Origin of the sequence: Cupriavidus pinatubonensis (assembly GCF_019602855.1) — a bacterium.
GTDB classification, from domain to species: domain Bacteria; phylum Pseudomonadota; class Gammaproteobacteria; order Burkholderiales; family Burkholderiaceae; genus Cupriavidus; species Cupriavidus pinatubonensis.
This window is the reverse complement of sequence record NZ_CP080766.1, coordinates 1,411,916-1,428,358: the sequence shown is the minus strand read 5'-3', so window position 1 is coordinate 1,428,358 and position 16,443 is coordinate 1,411,916. Positions and strand designations below refer to the sequence as shown.

The window sequence follows — 16,443 nt, the reverse complement described above, 5'->3', positions numbered from 1 at the left end:
AGGCCCGAACATGATCAACGCAAAACCCATCAAGGTCGCCATTCTCGCCATGGGCGGTGAAGGCGGCGGCGTGCTGGCCGACTGGATTGTCGACCTCGGCGAGCACAACGGCTACATCGCCCAGACCACTTCGGTGCCGGGCGTGGCTCAGCGCACCGGCGCCACCATCTACTACGTCGAGCTGTTCCCGCGCGAAGTCGCCGAGCGTGCCGGTCGCACGCCGGTGCTCGCACTGATGCCGACGCCGGGCGATGTCGACGTGGTGCTCGCTTCCGAACTGATGGAAGCCGGTCGCGCCGTCCAACGCGGGCTTGTCACGCCGGACCGCACCACGCTGGTGTCGTCGACGCACCGTGTCTACTCGATCGCCGAGAAATCCGCGATGGGCGATGGCCGCGTCGACAGCCACGAACTGATTGCTCACGCGACCAAGGCGTCCAAGCGCTACGTGCGCTTCGACATGGCGCAGGAAGCCGAGGCCAATGGCAGCGTGATCAGCGCGGTGCTGTTCGGAGCGCTTGCGGGCACCGGCGTCCTGCCGTTCAGCCGCGCGCAGTTCGAAGCCACCATCGAGCGCGGCGGTGTCGGCGTCAAGCCGAGCCTGCGGGCGTTCGGCGCTGCGTTCGCAAAGACGGAATCCGGCGACGTCCCGTCCGAGTCGCCGAAGGGCGTGCCCCTTGCCCAGCCGAAGGATGCCGCGGTGGCCAAGGTCCTCGGCCGCGTCCGTGCGGAGCAGCCATCCGAGATCGACCCGATCGTGATCGAAGGCGTGCGCCGCATGATCGACTACCAGGACGTCGCCTACGCCGGCCTGTACCTCGACCGGCTGGCTGCCGTGCGCCGCGCCATGCCGCAGGCTGACACCGTGCTGCTGCGCGAGACCGCGCGACACCTCGCGCTGTGGATGTCGTACGAAGACACCATCCGCGTGGCCGACCTCAAGATCCGCGGCACGCGCTTCGAACGGGTGCGTGGCGAAGTGCGCGCCGCAGACAACCAGCTGCTGGCCATCAACGAGTTCATGCATCCGCGTCTCGAAGAAATCTGCGAGACGCTGCCCGCAGGTCTCGGTCGCTGGCTTGCCAAACCGCATTGGGTGCATCGCCTCGTGCGCCGCTTCACCAAGGCGGGCCGCGTGGTCACGACCAGCTCGCTGCGCGGCTATTTGATGCTCTGGACCGTCGCGCGCCTGCGCGGAATCCGCCGCAGCACGCTGCGCTACGCGCTTGAAACCGAGCGCATCGAAGGCTGGCTGCGCCAGGTGCTCGACGCTGCACGCATCAACCCGGCGCTCGCGCTCGAAGTCGTGCAGTGCCAGCGCCTGGTCAAGGGCTACAGCGACACCCATGTGCGCGGCCTGACCAACTACCAGACGCTGATGGGCGCCGTCGTGCGCGCCGGTGCGCACCTGGCGCCGGCCACGCTGCGCGAACTGCGCGAAGCCGCGCTGGCCGACGAGCACGGCAAGAAGCTGCACGCGCTGCTCGCGCAACACGCGCTCGCCTGAACTTACCGCTGGATTCTCCGCCATGAGCAAGACCGTCTTTCAACGCCAGCATCGCATCCGCTTCTCGGAGTGCGATCCCGCCGGCATCGTGTTCTACCCGCAGTACTTCGTGATGTTCAACAACCTGATGGAAGCATGGATCGACGACATGCTGCCGGAAGGATTCAAGGGCCTGATCGTGCAGCGCCGCACCGGCATGCCGACGGTTCACCTGGAAGCGGATTTCCGCGCCATCAGCCGCATGGGCGACGACGTCACGCTGTCGCTCGATGTGATGCGCCTGGGCACCAAGTCGATCACCCTGGCCTGGCGCTGCACCGGCAAGGACGGGGACCTGAGGATGGCGGTCACCCAGACCATTGTCGTCACCTCGCTCGACACGCACTTGTCCATTGCCGTACCTGACGACCTGCATGCGGCGATCGAAGCGCGCATGGCGGCCGCGGCCTGAGGGCGCGACAGACCCAACAAGGGGTGGTACGCGCCGCGCCCGGCAAGGCATCCCGACCCTAGCATTTGACTGGAAGCTGCAATGAAGATCGTATGTATCGGCGGTGGTCCCGCCGGCCTGTATTTCGGCCTGCTGATGAAACTGCAGGATCCCGCCAACGACGTCGTGGTGGTGGAACGCAACCGCCCGTACGACACCTTCGGCTGGGGCGTGGTGTTTTCCGACGCCACCATGGGCAACCTGCGTGAAGCCGACCCCGTGTCGGCGGAAACCATCGGTGACGCCTTTAACCGCTGGGACGACGTGGAGGTCCACTTCAAGGAACGCGCCGTGCGCAGTGGCGGCCACGGCTTTATCGGTATCGGCCGCAAGAAGCTGCTCAACATCCTGCAGGCGCGTTGCGAAGCGGTTGGCGTGCAACTCGTGTTCGAGACCTTCATCGAAGATGACCAGGAGATCGCGCGCAAGTACGGCGCGGACCTTGTGATCGCATCCGACGGCCTGAACAGTGTGGTGCGCAAGCGCTACGCTGACACCTTCCGTCCCGACATCGACACCCGCAAGTGCCGTTTCGTCTGGCTCGGCACGAAGAAGGTCTTCGATGCGTTCAACTTCATCTTCGTGCCGACCGAGCACGGCTGGTTCCAGGCGCACGCGTATCGCTTCGAAGACGGTACTTCGACCTTCATCGTCGAAACGCCCGAAGAGACGTGGAAGGCGGCGGGCATCGACCAGATGAGCCAGGAAGAAGGCATCGCCTACTGCGAGAAGCTTTTCGCCCCGTACCTCGACGGCAACCCGCTGATCAGCAACGCCGGCCACCTGCGCGGATCGGCCATCTGGATCCAGTTCCCGCGCGTGATCTGCGAGCGCTGGGTGCACTGGAACGAGATCGGCGGCAAGCGCGTACCCGTCGTGCTGATGGGCGATGCCGCGCACACCGCGCACTTCTCGATCGGCTCGGGCACCAAGCTTGCGCTCGAAGATGCGATCGAACTCGCACGCACGATCAAGAGTGTCGATGGCTTGCTTGAAGAGGCCCTCAGGCACTACGAAGCCGTTCGCTCGGTCGAAGTGCTCAAGATCCAGAACGCTGCGCGCAACTCCACCGAGTGGTTCGAGAACGTCAAGCGTTATGAGGACCTTGAGCCCGAGCAGTTCGCATACTCGCTGCTGACGCGCTCGCAACGCATCTCGCACGAGAACCTGCGCGTGCGCGACAAGGAATGGCTGGAAGGCTACGAGTCTTGGCTGGCCGAGCGCGCGGGCACCAAGCCCGCAGCTGTTCCGCCGATGCTCACGCCGTTCACCGTGCGCGGCGTGGAGCTGAAGAACCGTGTGGTGGTATCGCCGACTGCGATGTACTCATGCAAGAGCGGTGTGCCGGGCAATTTCCACATGGTCCACCTCGGCAGCCGCGCGCTGGGCGGCGCCGGGCTGGTGATGGTCGAGATGACCTCGGTATCGCCCGATGGCCGCATCACCCCGGGCTGCCCCGGCCTCTGGAACGACGCACAGGCTGCGGCCTTCGCCGGTATCGTGGCGTTCGTGCACGAGCACAGCAGCGCGCGCATCGGCGTGCAGATCGGTCATGCGGGCCGTCGCGGCTCCACGCAGGTCGGCTGGGAAAAGATGGATCACCCGCTGGCGGACGGCAACTGGCCGCTGATCTCCGCATCGGCGCTGCCGTATCTGCCGGGCGTCTCGCAGACGCCGCGCGCGATGACCCGTGAAGACATGGACCGCGTGCGCGACGACTTCGTCGCTGCCACGCGCCGCGCTGCCGCCGCCGGCTTCGACTGGCTCGAACTGCAGGCCGGCCACGGCTACCTGCTGTCGAACTTCATTTCGCCCGTGACCAACCAGCGCACGGATGAATACGGTGGCTCGCTCGAGAACCGCATGGCGTTCCCGCTCGAAGTGCTGCGCGCGGTGCGTGCCGCATGGCCGCAGGACAAGCCGATTTCAGTGCGCATTTCGGCGACCGACTGGGTCGAGGGCGGCAACAGCGCGGACGACGCCGTCGACATGGCGCGCCTGTTCAAGAAAGCCGGCGCCGACATGATCGACTGTTCGTCCGGCGAAGTCACGCCCGATCAGAAGCCCGTCTACGGCCGCATGTTCCAGACGCCGTTTGCGGATCGCGTGCGCAACGAAGCCGGCGTGCCGACCATCGCTGTCGGCGCGATCACCGAGGCCGACCAGGTGAACGGGATCATCGCCTCGGGCCGCGCCGACCTGTGCGCTCTGTCGCGCCCGCACCTGGCCGACCCGGCGTGGGTGCTGCGCGAAACCGCGCAACTGGGCTTCCGTCGCGTCGAATGGCCCAGGCAGTACCTGTTCGCCAAGGATCAACTCGAGCGCAGTATCAAGCGCGCCGCCGCCTGAGAGAAGGAGACAAGATGGCTGAGAACTACGACACCTACCGCGAAAGCGTCGCCGGCCGCGCCGATGTGGAGGACACCCCGGAACTGGTGGCCTACTACAGGGAACTCGACACGCTGAAGACCGGGGCGCTGTGGACCGTGGCCAACAAGATCGAGCCGTGGCAACCCAAATCCGAGTCGGTGCCGGTGCTGTGGCGCTACCGCGACCTGCGCGACCATGTGCTGCGCTCGGTAGACCTGGTAACGCCGGAGAAGGCAGGGCGCCGCGTGATCTACCTGAACAACCCCGGCCGCCAGGATGTGTCAGCCGCCGTGGGCTGGCTCTACTCGGGCCTGCAGGTGATGCATCCGGGCGAGGCCGCATCGGCGCACGCGCATTCGTCATCGGCGCTGCGCTTCATCATGGAAGGCAGTGGTGCGTACACGATCGTCGATGGCCACAAGATGACGCTCGGCGCCAATGACTTCGTGCTGACGCCGAACGGCACGTGGCACGAGCACGGGGTGTCGGCCGAAGGCACCACCTGTATCTGGCAGGACGGCCTGGACATTCCGCTCGTCAACGCCATGGAAGCCGGTTTCTATGCGGTGCACCCGAACCTGCAGCAAGTCGTCACGCACCCTGTCGACGACATGCCCGCTATCTGGGGCGGCAAGGGCCTGAAGCCGCATGGCGGGTCGTGGAGCAAGCCGTACTCGCCGCTGTACAAGTACGAATGGGCGCCGACCTACGAGGCACTGGTGCGCTACAGCAAGGTCACCGACGGCAGCCCGTTCGACGGTGTGCTGATGCACTACGTGAACCCGGTCACCGGCGGCCCCGTCATGCCGACCATCGGCGCGAGCATGCAGTTGCTGCGTCCCGGCGAGGCCACCAAGGCCCACCGCCACACCGGCAGCTTCATCTACCAGGTGGCCAAGGGCAGCGGCTACTCGGTCATCAACGGCCAGCGCTTCGACTGGACCGAGCGCGACATCTTCTGCGTGCCATCGTGGGCGTTCCACGAACACGCAAACGCATCGGCCCGCGACGACGCCGTGCTGTTCTGCTTCAACGACCTGCCGGTGATGCACTCGCTCGGCCTGTACCGCGAGGAAGCGCTGGCGGAGAACGACGGCCAACAACGCCTGGCCTGATCCCTCGCCCCCCTTATCCCTGATTACTGAATTCTCATCGGAGTAGTAAAACCATGCGTCTCGTTACCTTCCGCACTGAAGTTGCCGCCGCCGCCCGCCTGGGCGCCATCATGGACGGCTATGTCGTCGACCTGGCCCGTTTCGGCGAAGCCGTCGGCGCGAGCATTCCGTCCGACATGCTGTCGTTCATCGACCTCGGCCCGGCAGCGGTCAAGTCGACCAGTGCGCTGCTCAACGAGTACAAGGGCCGCTTCCCGTTCGGCGTGGCCGTGCCGGCATCGAACGTCAAGCTGCTCGCGCCGATCCCGCGCCCGCGCAAGAACATCTGGGGCATCGGCCTGAACTACGTCGAGCACGTGGCCGAATCGAGCCGCAGCCTGGACACCTCGAAGGAACTGCCCAAGGAGCCGGTGATCTTCTCGAAGCCGCCGACCACCGTGATCGGCCCGGGCGATGCGATCGAGCACAACAAGGAAATCACCCAGCAAATGGACTGGGAAGTCGAACTGGCCGTGGTCATCGGCACGCGCGGCAAGGGCGTGAAGGAAGCTGACGCGCTCAACTACGTGTTCGGCTACAGCGTGATGATCGACATCTCGGCGCGCGACTGCCGCCGCGCCGGCCAGTGGATCTACTCGAAGGGCCAGGACACCTACGCACCGTTTGGGCCGGTCATCGTCACCGCCGACGAGATCGCCGATCCGCACGCGCTGGACCTGTCGCTGACCGTCAACGGAGTGACCAAGCAAAGCTCCAACACGCGCCACATGCTGTTCAACGTCAACGCGCTGATCGCCGACATCAGCAAGGGCATGACGCTGGAGCCAGGCGACATCATTGCCACTGGCACGCCGGATGGCGTGGGCGCGGGCCGTGCGCCGCAGGAATGGCTGTGGCCGGGCGACGTGGTGGTGGCCAAGGTGGAAGGCATTGGTGAATTGCGCCACCCGGTGGTCGCTGTCTGAGGCCTCGACATCCTCGCATGAACGATTCCCCGTTCCGTAGAGGAGCGGGGAGCAGAACGGAGAATTCCATGCTCAACCTGCCCAAGTTCAAGGCCGCTGCGGTGCAGGCCGCGCCGGTCTTTCTCGATGCCGACGCCACCGTCGACAAGGTCTGCCGTCTGATCAAGGAAGCCGCCGACAACGGCGCGAAGCTGGTCGCGTTTCCGGAAGTGTTCGTCGCCGGCTACCCGTACTGGAGCTGGTTGACCAACCCTGTCGACGCAAGCCCGTGGTTCGAAAAGCTGGTCAAGGCCTCGATCGAAATTCCCGGCCCCGAGATCCGCAAGATCGCGCAAGCTGCGCAGGCCAATCACATCAACGTGGTTGTCGGCGTCAACGAGCGCAGCAAGACCGGTGTCGGCACGTTGTACAACACGCTGGTGACCATCAGCGAGGAAGGCCGCATCCTGGGCCGCCACCGCAAGCTCGTGCCGACGTGGGCCGAGAAGCTCACGTGGGCCAATGGCGATGCATCGGCATTGCGCGTCCACCAGACCAGCGTGGGTCCGCTCGGTTCGCTCGCGTGCGGCGAGAACACCAACACGCTCGCGCGCTTTTCGCTGCTGTCGCAGGGCGAGCTGATGCACGTGGCCAGCTACATCTCGCTGCCCGTCGCGCCGGCCGACTACGACATGGCGGAAGCGATCAAGGTGCGCGCCGCTGCGCACTGCTTCGAGGGGAAGGTCTTCACGGCGGTGTCGTGCTCGACCGTGTCGGAGGAAATTATCGCCGCGATGGAAGCCCTCAATCCGAAGGCACGGGAACTGATGTCGCGCCGCAACAGCGCGTTCTCCGGCTTCCTGGGTCCGGACGGCCGCGTGATCGGCGAGCCGCTGATCGACGAGGAAGGCATCGTCTACGCCGACATCGACCTGTCGCGCTGCATCCAGCCGCGCCAGATGCACGACATCACCGGCCACTACAACCGCTTCGACATCTTCGACCTGCGCGTGAACCGCCGCGCGCTGCAGCCGGCGCAGTTCCTCGACGGCATGGCGGCGCAGATCGACATGGAAGCCGAAGAGGCCGAACTCAACGCATTCGAACTGACCGAGACCAAGTAATGCAGTCCCCAATCTTTACCCCGCAGAAGCCGCTGCGTATCGGCCAGATCGTGCCGTCGTCCAACACCACGATGGAGACCGAGATTCCCGCCATGTTCCGCGCGCGCGAACTCGACTTCGCCGAGCGCTTCACCTTCCATTCGAGCCGCATGCGCATGAAGAAGGTGGTCAAGGAAGAACTCGAAGCCATGGACCGCGACAGCGACCGCTGCGCGATCGAGCTGTCGGACGCGCGCGTCGATGTGCTTGGTTATGCGTGCCTGGTTGCGATCATGAGCATGGGCAAGGGCTACCACCGCGTGTCGGAGGAACGCCTGACACAACGCACGGTCGAGAATGGCAACCCGGCGCCGGTCGTGACCAGCGCAGGTGCGCTCATCGACGGCCTGAAAGCGATGGGCGCAAAGCGCGTTTCCGTGGTGTGCCCGTACATGAAGCCGCTGACCAAGATGGTGGTCGAGTACATCGAAAGCGAAGACATCGAGGTCAAGGACTACTGCGCGCTCGAGATCCCCGATAACCTGCAGGTCGCGGCGCAGGATCCGGCGAATCTGCTGGAGATCTACAAGCGCGTCGACACGACAGGCGTCGATGCCATCGTGCTGTCGGCCTGTGTGCAGATGCAGTCGCTGCCGTCGATCCAGAAGGTGCAGGAAGAGTCGGGCATTCCGACCGTGTCGGCCGCCGTGGCGACCACGTGGCAGATGCTGCGCAAGCTCGGCCTGCGCGCGCAAGTGCAGGGCTGCGGCGAGCTGCTCAGCGGCAAGTACTGATCTGGCCGTTCGCCTTTGTTGAACTGACGCTGTCCCCGCCTGCGTGGGGACGGCGTGTTGTTGTTTGTGACTCGCATGGACGATATCCACTTCTACGAACCCACGCGCGGCCATGGCCTGCGGCATGACCCGCTGGCGGCCATCGTGGGGCCGCGGCCCATCGGCTGGATTTCCACGATGGACAAGGCAGGCGTTGCGAACCTCGCGCCTTACGCCTTCTTCAACGTGTTCAACTACACGCCGCCGATCGTGGCGTTCTCGAGCGTCGGCTACAAGGACACGGTGCGCAATGCGGAGGCGACCGGCGAGTTCGTGTGGAACCTCGTGACGCGTCCGCTGGCCGAGCGCATGAACATGACCAGTGCGGGTGTGGGACCGGATGAGGACGAGTTCGCACTGGCGGGCCTGACACCTGTCGCATCGCGGCTTGTCGCCGCGCCGCGTGTGCAGGAAAGCCCGGTGTCGTTCGAATGCCGTGTGACGCGCGTGATGCAGCTCGGCAAGTCAGACGGCGAGCTGGTCGATACGTGGATGGTGCTGGGCGAGGTGGTCGGCGTGCATATCGACCGCGCGTTCCTGACGGATGGCGTCTACGACACGGCGGCAGCACGCCCCATCCTGCGCGGCGGCGGCCTCGGCGATTACTTCGAGGTCAGCCACTCGACGCTGTTCCACATGCGCCGCCCCATGTAAGTGCGCACGACCTCAGTTGGCCGGGCGGTGCAGGTCGATCAGCAGCTTGAGCGTTGCGCGCAGCTCGTCGGCCTTCTTCTTGCCGAGCGGCGCGAGCACTTCATCCTCGTGCTTGCGGGCCTGTTCGATCAGGCTCGACGTCAGCTTCTGCCCGCGCGGCGTAATGCGTACGAGCGTAATGCGGCGATCGGTTTCATGCGGAATGCGCTTGACGTAGCCCTGCGCTTCCATGCGGTCGAGCAGGCGCGTCACGGTCGGCTGCTTGGTCACTGAGATCTGCGCGAGTTCACCAATGCTAAGCGCCTTGCCGCCCGACAGCGAGGACAGCACGCGCCAGTCCGAGATGGTGAAGCCGTTGGCTTGCACGATAACGTGGAATTCCCCCGAGATCAGCTGGCTGGCCTGGGCCAGCAGCGCGGGGGTGTAGTCGTCGACGAAATCCGCTTCGTCTTGGGTCTTTTTCGGATCGTTCATGCGTATTGGCAGGCGGTAAGCGGCCTTGCGGGCCGCGGGACGGCCAAGAACATACCACGACACGAGGCCACTCCGTTGCGCACATGCGCCGAGACGGCGAAACGCTCGCTCGGAAACGCACCTTGAAGGTGCCTGCAGGTACCGCATCACGCACTAAAAACGCCTCGGGGGTAAACCATGATTATGGAATAGTTTATATATAAACATAATCATATTCATACAACGGCGCGAGGCGACGGATCACGCGTCAGACAACCTGTACGGAGTGCTGCAGCCTCCGTTTGCACCCCAACCCCAACTCTTTGAATGGTGACGGCATGAGAAAAATTCTGAACACGAAGGACTTTGTCCTGGGGACGTTTGCGACGAACTGCTCGGGCGGGATGTCGGTGACGAAGATTGGCGAGCGCTGGGACAACTCGTGGGAGAACAACGCGAAGCTGGCGCAGATGCTGGACGAGGCGGGAATCGATTTCATGCTGCCGATCGCGCGCTGGATCGGCTACGGCGGCGAGACGGACTTCCACGGCTCGGTGCTCGAGACGATGACGTGGGCAGCGGCGCTGCTGGCACAGACCAAGCACCTGACGGTGTTCGCGACGATCCACACGGCGTGCAACCACCCGGCGGTGGTGGCCAAGCAGATCGCGACGCTGGACCAGATTGGCCAGGGCCGCGCGGGCCTGAACATCGTGGCGGGCTGGAACCGCCCCGAGTACGAGGCGATGGGCCAGGACCTGGCGGTGAGCCACGACCAGCGCTACGCGTTTGCGGGCGAATGGTTCGACGTGATCAAGCAGATCTGGGAGCGCGACGGCGCGTTCAACTACGACGGCGCGAACTTCAAGTTGAAGGGCATCTACGGCCTGCCCAAGCCGTGGAACGGCGAGCGTCCGCCGATCCTGAACGCTGCGGGTTCGGGCGAAGGCCGCGAGTTTGCGATCAACAACGCGAACTTCCTGTTCACGCCGGCGATCGACCTGGAGCGCTCGAAGGTGGAAGTGGCCGAACTCAAGCAGAAGGCGAAGGCAGCGAACAAGCCGGTGAACGTGCTGACGTTCTCGCACGTGGTGTGCCGCCCGACCGAGCAGGAAGCGCGCGACTACCTGCGCCACTTCGCGCAGGACAATGCGGACTGGGCCGCGGTGGACAACCTCGTGGCGCTGCAGTTCGCCAATGCGCAATCGTTCCCGCACGACCTGCTGGCACTGATCCGCGACCGCATGGCAGCGGGCCACGGTGGCTTCCCGCTGGTCGGCACGCCGGAGCAAGTGGCCGATGGCATCTGCGCACTGGCCGAAGCCGGCTTCAAAGGCACGACGCTGTCGTTCGTGGACTACGTGAAGGAGTTCCCGTACTTCCGCGACACGGTGCTGCCGATCCTGGAGGCACGCGGGCTGCGCAAGCCCGGTGGCTCGAAGCATGGGAACTGACAAGATGCCGGCGGCGCTGGAAGTGCTGCAGCAATCGTTCAAGCAGGCGATGCGCGGCTTCGCCGGCGCGGTGAGCGTGGTGACGGTGGCCGATCCGCTGAACGAGTCCGAGCGCAGCGGCTTCACGGCGACGTCGGTCTCGTCGTTCTCGGCCACGCCGCCGATGGTGGTGGCGTCGATGAAGGCAACGAGTTCGTCGGCGGAGCTGCTGCAGCGCACGCGCCGCTTCGGCGTGAACCTGCTGCGGGAAGAGCAGCAGGCGATCGCGCAGCGCTTCACGGGCTTCGGTGGTGAAGCCGGGATAGAGCGCTACGGCAGCGATGCGTGGACGCAACTGCTGGCCGACGGTGCACCGGTGCTGGCCGATGCAGTTGTGGCCATGGACTGCGAAGTCGACGAACTGCTGGAGCGCCACGGCCACTACCTGATCATCGGCCGTGTCCGCGAGATCCGCGTCGCGCAAGAAGCGCCAGCCCCGCTGCTGTACTGGCAAGGCCGCTACACGCGACTGGCGCAACACGCCAACTGAGCTACGAACGAGGAGTACATCCATGAGCAACAGCCTCATGCAACTGGCCACTGAGATGGCCAACGGTGCGGTCAAAGTCGTCGACCTGACGCAAACGCTGTCGCCGGACTTCCCGGCCCTCGTCCTGCCACCCGAGTTCGGCCAGGTCTGGGCGTTCAAGATGGAACGCATCAGCCAGTATGACGAGAAGGGTCCCGGCTGGTACTGGAACAACTTCTCCTGCGGCGAACACACCGGCACGCACTTCGACGCGCCTGTGCACTGGATCAGCGGCAAAGATCACGCGCAGAACTCGGTCGACACGATCGATGCGAAGAACTTCATCGCTCCGGCAGTCGTGATCGACGCCAGCGGCCCGGTCGCCGAAGACCCGGACTGGACGCTGACGGTTCCGTACCTGCAGGCCTGGGAAGCGAAGCACGGCCAGATCCCCGCTGGCGCCTGGGTCCTGCTGCGCACGGACTGGAGCAAGAAGACCGACCCGCAGGAATTCCTCGGTCTGCACGAAGACGGTGCTCACACGCCGGGCCCGACGCAGGAAGCGGTCGAGTGGCTGATCCGGGAGCGCAATGTCCACGGTTTCGGCGTCGAGACCATCAACACCGACGCAGGCCAGTCGTACGCATGGCCGGTGCCGTACCCGTGCCACACGCTGATGCACGGCGCCAACAAATACGGCCTGCAGTGCCTGAAGAACCTGGACCAGCTGCCCGCCACAGGGGCCGTGATCGTTGCCGCACCGCTGAAGATCCAGAACGGCTCCGGTAGCCCGCTGCGCGTGCTCGCGCTGATTGGTGGCTGATTGTCAGACCCGTCAGACCCCATCCACCAAAAGAGAGAAAGAGGAAACAATGAAGTCTCAACGTAAGTTGCTGGCCGTCATGGCGGCCGCCGGCAGCCTTGCCGCGGGCGCGGCAAGCGCCCAGAGCAATGTGCAGTTGTACGGCACCGTCGACGCCTTCGTCGGCTCGGTACGCGCGAGTGGCGACGCCCACAGCACTGCCGCCGTGGAAAGCTCCGGCCTGACCACGTCCTACTGGGGCATCGGCGGCCAGGAAGCGCTCGGCAATGGCCTCAACGCGGAGTTCGCGCTGGAAAGCTTCTTCCGCACCGACAACGGCAAGGTCGGCCGCTTCGACGGCGATGCCATGTTCGGCCGTAATGCCTACGTCGGCCTGAACGGCGGCTTCGGCGCCATCAAGCTCGGCCGCAACACCACGCCGTGGTTCGTGTCGATGCTGCTGTTCAACCCGCTCGCGGATTCGGCCACGTTCTCGCCGATGTTCCTGCACACCTACACCACGCCGCCGGGTTCGCCCGTGGGTAACTCGGTGGCCGGCGACACCGCCTGGGACAACTCGGTGCTGTACCAGAGCCCGGGCTTCGGCGGCCTGCGCTTCAATGCCATCTACTCGACCGGCGAGACCACCGGCCACCAGGGCAAGCAGAACTACGGCGGCAATGCCACGTACTTCAACGGCAACTTCGGTGCGACGCTGGCCGTGCAGCGCGTGGCCGTGAACGCGCCCGAGTTCGCCGCGTCCGGCGCCAGCTACCAGATGGCTTACCTGGCCGGCGCTTCGTACGACTTCAAGGTGGTGAAGCTGTTCGGCCAGTATGCGCAGTCGGACAACGACTTCAACGCGCAGAGCCGCCAGCGCGACAAGACCGTGCAGGTCGGCGCCAGCGCTCCTCTGGGTCCCGGTTCGCTGATGGCCACCTGGGTTCGCACGTGGCAGGGCGGCAACGAGATCATCGGCTCGGCGCGTCGCGACACTACGACGCTGGCGTACGACTATCCGTTCTCCAAGCGCACCGACATGTATGCCGCCTGGCGGTATGACAAGGTGAGCACGCTGAACCCGGGCAACACCTTCGGCCTGGGGCTGCGCCACAAGTTCTGAGCGATGGCCTGCTATGCGGTGGGGCAGGCTTACCTGTATTCGCGGGGAGTCATTACCCCCGTGGAAGGGCCGCCTCCGATTACTACATTTGTGTTATTGGTAGGACAAAGGCTGCGGAGTTAAGCTGCACTCACGCTGAACACCCCGTTCCACGCGTACTTCATAAGCCACCAGCCTTTGGGCCGGTGGCTTTTTCTTTGGGGTCCGGAATCCGTTCAGGCGTCGGCCGGTTGTGCTGCCGTGGCTGCCCGGACCATCGCCACGAAATGATCGCGCGCCGGATGGTCGGGCGCGGCTTTCCACGCGCAGTAAACCTCGGACGGCACCGTGGCATCGGCCAGTGGCCGGAACGCCGCTCCAGCCATGCCCGAGCGCGCAAGGGCCGCCGGTACCACCGCCACCCCCATCCCCTGCGACACCAGCGACACCACCGACAGCCAGTGCCGCACCTCGTGCCGGATCTGCGGATAGAAGCCCTGCGCCGCGCACATATCGAAGATCCGGCTGTAGTAATCGGGCGACGCCTTGCGCGAGAACAGCACGAACGGCTCGGCGCGCAGGTCCACCAGCGCGACCTCAGCCTGTGCTGCCAGCGCATGGTCCTGCGGCACGCAGCAGACGAAGGGCTCGCTATGGATCAGTACGGCGCTCAGTTCATCGGGCAGGCGGCCCGTATGGACGAACCCGGCGTCCAGTTCGTTGTGCAGCAGCGCGTCGATCTGCTCCTGCGAGTTGAGTTCGGTCAGCGCCACGTGGATGCCCGGATAGCCCGCCTGGAAGTCGCGCAGGTGCTGTGGCAGCCCCCGGTACAGCATCGACCCGACAAAGCCCACGCGCAGCCGCCCGACCGCCCCGGCTTCGATCTCGCGCGCCAGCACGCGCGCCGCTTCGGCCTGCGCCAGCAGCGCGTTGGCCGATTCGCGGAATGCCCGGCCGGCTGCTGTCAGCCGCACCCCGCGGCTGTCACGCTCGAACAGCTTTGCCCCGACCGAAGCCTCCAGCTGCTGGATATTGAGCGACAGCGGCGGCTGGGAGATCGACAGCCGCTTCGCGGCACGGCCGAAGTGCAGTTCCTCGGCGAGGACCAGGAAATAGCGCAGGTGTCGGAATTCCATGGCGATACAAAAATTATATGGATCAAGCCAATTTTAGAATTAGACGCGAATCCATGGGAATCCAATAATGGTGCAAACAGGTCCGCGCGCCGGCAAGCCAGCCCGGCGAATGGCGGGCCAGCCCAATCCAGGAGACCCAGATGACCAGTGCTGTGCGCCATGCTGCCCCTCATGCCCCCGTTGTATCGCCGGCGGAGCACCCCGTGCCCGACCGCAAGGGCGGCAGCCTGTACACCGCCGATCCGGATCTGCGCGCGCTGCTGCCGCTTTACCTGCCGGCGGACTTGCTGAACCTGCTGCAGCCGCATCTGGAGCGCATGGGCGAACTGGCTGGCGGCGTGCTGGACGAACTGGCCCTGACCGCCGACCAGAACCCGCCGACGCTGACCCACCGTACCCGCAGCGGCATCGACCAGCAACGCGTGCACAAGCATCCCGCCTACGTCGAACTGGAGCGCGTGGCGTTCTCCGAGTTCGGGCTCGCTGCGGTCTCGCACCGCGGCGGTGTGTTCGGCTGGGACAAGCCGATGCCGCCGGCAGCCAAGTACGCACTCACGTATATGCTGGTGCAGGCCGAGTTCGGCCTGTGCTGCCCGCTGTCGATGACCGATTCGCTGACGCGCACGCTGCGCAAGTTCGGCGATCCGGCACTGGTCGAGAAGTTCTTGCCGAACCTGACCACGCAGGTGTTCGAAGACCTGTACCAGGGCGCGATGTTCATGACAGAGCAGGGCGCGGGCTCCGACGTGGCCGCGACCGCGACCCGCGCCATGCGCGATCCGCAGGCCGAAGGCGGCTGGCGTCTGAGTGGCGACAAGTGGTTCTGCTCGAATCCCGACGCCGCGCTGGCGATGGTGCTGGCGCGTGTGGAAGACGAAGCCGGCAACGCTGTGCCCGGCCACAAGGGCGTGTCGCTGTTCCTGCTGCCGCGCACGCTGTCCGACGGCAGCGCCAACCAGTACCGCATCATCCGCCTGAAGGACAAGCTCGGCACGCGCTCGATGGCCAGTGGTGAAATCCGGCTGGAAGGCGCAAGCGCCTACCTGGTCGGCGAACTCGGCCGCGGCTTCGTGCAGATGGCCGACATGATCAACAACTCGCGCCTGTCCAACGGCGTGCGCGCCGCCGGCCTGATGCGCCGCGCATTGACCGAGGGCCTGTTCATCGCCCACGAGCGCAAGGCCTTCGGCAAGCGCCTCGAAGACATGCCGCTGATGCGCCGCCAGCTCCTGAAGCTCACGCTGCCGACCGAGCAGGCGCGCACCATGGTGTTCCAGACCGCCGAAGCACTGCGCCGCGCCGACGCCGGCGAGGACGGCGCCTATCCGCTGATGCGCATCCTCACGCCACTGATCAAGTTCCGCGCGTGCCGTGACGCACGCAAGGTCACCGGCGATGCCATGGAAATCCGCGGCGGCTGCGGCTACATCGAAGAATGGAGCGATCCGCGCCTCGTGCGCGACGCCCACCTCGGCTCGATCTGGGAAGGCACCAGCAACATCGTCGCACTCGACGTCCTGCGTGCGATCCGCCGCGAGGGCTCGCTACCCGCGCTGCGCGCGCACCTGTCCGGCTTGCTGGCCGATACGCCGCTGCATCCGACCGCCCGCACCACCTTCGAAGCCGCCATCGAACGAGCATCGGCCTTCGCCGCCGGCGCGGCCGAAGCCGGTGCCGAAGGCGACTTGCTGGCCCGCCAGGCCGCCTCCGGCCTGTACAACGTCACGACCGCCGTGGCGATGGCCTGGGAAGCCGGGCGCATCGGCTCGGTGCGCCGCATGCGGCTCGCGCAGCTCGTGCTGCGCCACCGCGTGCTGCCGCAAGACCCGCTGTCCGGCCAGGCCGAGCCGGATTGGCTCGCCGAGACCGTGGCACCGCCTGCCGACGGTACCGTGCGCGCAGCCGGTGCGGTCGATCAGGTCAACGTGTTCTGACCCTTCTGCAGCTTCACCCGACATCAGCCCCCGGTGGC

General features: G+C 65.6%; 15 protein-coding genes. 13 read left to right on the top strand and 2 right to left on the bottom strand.

Going from position 1 to position 16,443, the window contains the following annotated elements; translation table 11 throughout:
- Nucleotides 1-13: 13 nt before the first annotated feature.
- The 8 genes from K2O51_RS06535 to K2O51_RS06500 all read left to right on the top strand — a co-directional run bounded on the left by K2O51_RS06535 (nucleotide 14) and on the right by K2O51_RS06500 (nucleotide 9,016).
- Nucleotides 14-1,507, top strand: a complete 1,494-nt coding sequence (locus K2O51_RS06535; protein ID WP_425332984.1) for an indolepyruvate oxidoreductase subunit beta family protein — start codon at nucleotides 14-16, stop codon at nucleotides 1,505-1,507.
- A 22-nt stretch (nucleotides 1,508-1,529) separates the two neighbouring features.
- Complete coding sequence (locus tag K2O51_RS06530; protein WP_220629970.1) at nucleotides 1,530-1,958, top strand: acyl-CoA thioesterase; 429 nt, start codon at nucleotides 1,530-1,532, stop codon at nucleotides 1,956-1,958.
- Between the two features lie 81 nt (nucleotides 1,959-2,039).
- The gene (locus tag K2O51_RS06525) at nucleotides 2,040-4,346 is read left to right on the top strand and encodes a bifunctional salicylyl-CoA 5-hydroxylase/oxidoreductase (protein WP_220629969.1); all 2,307 of its coding nucleotides are present in this window, start codon (nucleotides 2,040-2,042) and stop codon (nucleotides 4,344-4,346) included.
- Nucleotides 4,347-4,360: 14 nt separating this feature from the next.
- On the top strand, nucleotides 4,361-5,482 hold the full coding sequence (locus K2O51_RS06520) for a cupin domain-containing protein (protein WP_140953242.1): 1,122 nt from the start codon (nucleotides 4,361-4,363) through the stop codon (nucleotides 5,480-5,482).
- A 53-nt stretch (nucleotides 5,483-5,535) separates the two neighbouring features.
- On the top strand, nucleotides 5,536-6,447 hold the full coding sequence (locus tag K2O51_RS06515; RefSeq protein ID WP_140953243.1) for a fumarylacetoacetate hydrolase family protein: 912 nt from the start codon (nucleotides 5,536-5,538) through the stop codon (nucleotides 6,445-6,447).
- Nucleotides 6,448-6,515: 68 nt separating this feature from the next.
- Nucleotides 6,516-7,550 carry a carbon-nitrogen hydrolase family protein gene (locus K2O51_RS06510; protein ID WP_140953244.1) on the top strand — a complete coding sequence of 345 codons (1,035 nt, stop codon included), beginning with the start codon at nucleotides 6,516-6,518 and terminating at the stop codon, nucleotides 7,548-7,550.
- Nucleotides 7,550-8,323 carry a maleate cis-trans isomerase family protein gene (locus tag K2O51_RS06505; protein WP_280640407.1) on the top strand — a complete coding sequence of 258 codons (774 nt, stop codon included), beginning with the start codon at nucleotides 7,550-7,552 and terminating at the stop codon, nucleotides 8,321-8,323. Before K2O51_RS06510 ends, K2O51_RS06505 begins: the two co-directional genes overlap by 1 nt.
- Nucleotides 8,324-8,398: 75 nt before the next feature.
- Nucleotides 8,399-9,016: a flavin reductase family protein gene (locus tag K2O51_RS06500; RefSeq protein WP_140953245.1), complete on the top strand. Its 618-nt coding sequence runs from the start codon at nucleotides 8,399-8,401 to the stop codon at nucleotides 9,014-9,016.
- A gap of 12 nt (nucleotides 9,017-9,028) precedes the next feature.
- Here K2O51_RS06500 and K2O51_RS06495 read toward each other — a convergent pair whose 3' ends face one another.
- Entirely contained in the window at nucleotides 9,029-9,490 is a 462-nt protein-coding gene (locus K2O51_RS06495; RefSeq protein ID WP_140953246.1) for a MarR family winged helix-turn-helix transcriptional regulator, read from the bottom strand.
- Between the two features lie 317 nt (nucleotides 9,491-9,807).
- On the opposite strand from K2O51_RS06495, the gene K2O51_RS06490 reads away from it, so the two are divergent.
- From K2O51_RS06490 to K2O51_RS06475, 4 genes are read left to right on the top strand one after another with little or no spacing between them, the layout of a single operon-like run.
- Nucleotides 9,808-10,923 carry an LLM class flavin-dependent oxidoreductase gene (locus K2O51_RS06490; RefSeq protein WP_011301540.1) on the top strand — a complete coding sequence of 372 codons (1,116 nt, stop codon included), beginning with the start codon at nucleotides 9,808-9,810 and terminating at the stop codon, nucleotides 10,921-10,923.
- Nucleotides 10,913-11,452: a flavin reductase family protein gene (locus K2O51_RS06485; RefSeq protein ID WP_245001781.1), complete on the top strand. Its 540-nt coding sequence runs from the start codon at nucleotides 10,913-10,915 to the stop codon at nucleotides 11,450-11,452. The genes K2O51_RS06490 and K2O51_RS06485 overlap by 11 nt, the downstream gene beginning before the upstream one ends.
- Before the next feature lie 22 nt (nucleotides 11,453-11,474).
- Nucleotides 11,475-12,254, top strand: a complete 780-nt coding sequence (locus tag K2O51_RS06480) for a cyclase family protein (RefSeq protein WP_220629968.1) — start codon at nucleotides 11,475-11,477, stop codon at nucleotides 12,252-12,254.
- Between the two features lie 49 nt (nucleotides 12,255-12,303).
- The gene (locus K2O51_RS06475; protein ID WP_140953523.1) at nucleotides 12,304-13,356 is read left to right on the top strand and encodes a porin; all 1,053 of its coding nucleotides are present in this window, start codon (nucleotides 12,304-12,306) and stop codon (nucleotides 13,354-13,356) included.
- A 215-nt stretch (nucleotides 13,357-13,571) separates the two neighbouring features.
- Here the strand turns inward: K2O51_RS06475 and K2O51_RS06470 are convergent, their stop codons facing one another.
- Nucleotides 13,572-14,471 carry a LysR family transcriptional regulator gene (locus tag K2O51_RS06470; RefSeq protein WP_011301544.1) on the bottom strand — a complete coding sequence of 300 codons (900 nt, stop codon included), beginning with the start codon at nucleotides 14,469-14,471 and terminating at the stop codon, nucleotides 13,572-13,574.
- Between the two features lie 140 nt (nucleotides 14,472-14,611).
- On the opposite strand from K2O51_RS06470, the gene K2O51_RS06465 reads away from it, so the two are divergent.
- Complete coding sequence (locus K2O51_RS06465; RefSeq protein WP_140951773.1) at nucleotides 14,612-16,405, top strand: acyl-CoA dehydrogenase family protein; 1,794 nt, start codon at nucleotides 14,612-14,614, stop codon at nucleotides 16,403-16,405.
- Nucleotides 16,406-16,443: the final 38 nt, after the last annotated feature.